At 51.6% G+C, this 1,780-nt stretch carries 1 rRNA gene; it reads right to left on the minus strand.

What is annotated here, in order from left to right:
• Positions 1–67: 67 nt before the first annotated feature.
• A 16S ribosomal RNA gene (locus H9564_RS09005) occupies positions 68–1,642 on the minus strand.
• Positions 1,643–1,780: the final 138 nt, after the last annotated feature.

A 1,780-nucleotide genomic window follows, 5' to 3' on the forward strand; every position in this document is an offset into this window, starting at 1 on the left:
TTGAGAGTAAACCTCTCAAAACTAAACAAAGTTTCTTCGATGTGTAGGTTTCCGTTTTATTCCTTAGAAAGGAGGTGATCCAGCCGCAGGTTCTCCTACGGCTACCTTGTTACGACTTCACCCCAGTCATCTGCCCTGCCTTAGGCGGTTCCCTCCAAATGGTTAGGCCACCGACTTTGGGCATTGCAAACTTCCATGGTGTGACGGGCGGTGTGTACAAGGCCCGGGAACGTATTCACCGCGGCATGCTGATCCGCGATTACTAGCGATTCCGACTTCGTGTAGGCGAGTTGCAGCCTACAGTCCGAACTGAGAACGGCTTTAAGAGATTAGCTTACTCTCGCGAGTTCGCAACTCGTTGTACCGTCCATTGTAGCACGTGTGTAGCCCAGGTCATAAGGGGCATGATGATCTGACGTCGTCCCCACCTTCCTCCGGTTTGTCACCGGCAGTCTCACTAGAGTGCCCAACTTAATGCTGGCAACTAGTAACAAGGGTTGCGCTCGTTGCGGGACTTAACCCAACATCTCACGACACGAGCTGACGACGACCATGCACCACCTGTCATTGCGTCCCCGAAGGGAACGCCTCATCTCTGAGGTTGGCGCAAGATGTCAAGACCTGGTAAGGTTCTTCGCGTAGCTTCGAATTAAACCACATGCTCCACCGCTTGTGCGGGCCCCCGTCAATTCCTTTGAGTTTCAACCTTGCGGTCGTACTCCCCAGGCGGAGTGCTTAATGCGTTAGCTCCGGCACTGAAGGGCGGAAACCCTCCAACACCTAGCACTCATCGTTTACGGCATGGACTACCAGGGTATCTAATCCTGTTCGCTACCCATGCTTTCGAGCCTCAGCGTCAGTTGCAGACCAGACAGCCGCCTTCGCCACTGGTGTTCTTCCATATATCTACGCATTCCACCGCTACACATGGAGTTCCACTGTCCTCTTCTGCACTCAAGTCGCCCGGTTTCCGATGCACTTCTTCGGTTAAGCCGAAGGCTTTCACATCAGACCTAAGCAACCGCCTGCGCTCGCTTTACGCCCAATAAATCCGGATAACGCTTGCCACCTACGTATTACCGCGGCTGCTGGCACGTAGTTAGCCGTGACTTTCTGGTTGGATACCGTCACTGCGTGAACAGTTACTCTCACGCACGTTCTTCTCCAACAACAGAGCTTTACGAGCCGAAACCCTTCTTCACTCACGCGGTGTTGCTCCATCAGGCTTGCGCCCATTGTGGAAGATTCCCTACTGCTGCCTCCCGTAGGAGTATGGACCGTGTCTCAGTTCCATTGTGGCCGATCAGTCTCTCAACTCGGCTATGCATCATCGCCTTGGTAAGCCGTTACCTTACCAACTAGCTAATGCACCGCGGGCCCATCCTGAAGTGATAGCCGAAACCATCTTTGAAACGAAAACCATGTGGTTTTCGTTGTTATGCGGTATTAGCACCTGTTTCCAGATGTTATCCCCCGCTTCAGGGCAGGTTGCCCACGTGTTACTCACCCGTCCGCCGCTCACTGGGAATCCAACGTCAAATCAGTGCAAGCACGTCATATCAGCTGGGCCAGTGCGCTCGACTTGCATGTATTAGGCACACCGCCGGCGTTCATCCTGAGCCAGGATCAAACTCTCATATAAAATATAAGAACTTGAATAGCTCTAATTCAAATTAATTAAGCGAATTGACTTCGCAAATGTTTTTGCTTCAAATCGTAATGATTGAAGACCCTACACATTTGATTCGTCGAAACTTTGTTCAGTTTTCAAAGGTCTACC

The organism is Limosilactobacillus avistercoris (assembly GCF_014836425.1).
GTDB classification, from domain to species: domain Bacteria; phylum Bacillota; class Bacilli; order Lactobacillales; family Lactobacillaceae; genus Limosilactobacillus; species Limosilactobacillus agrestimuris.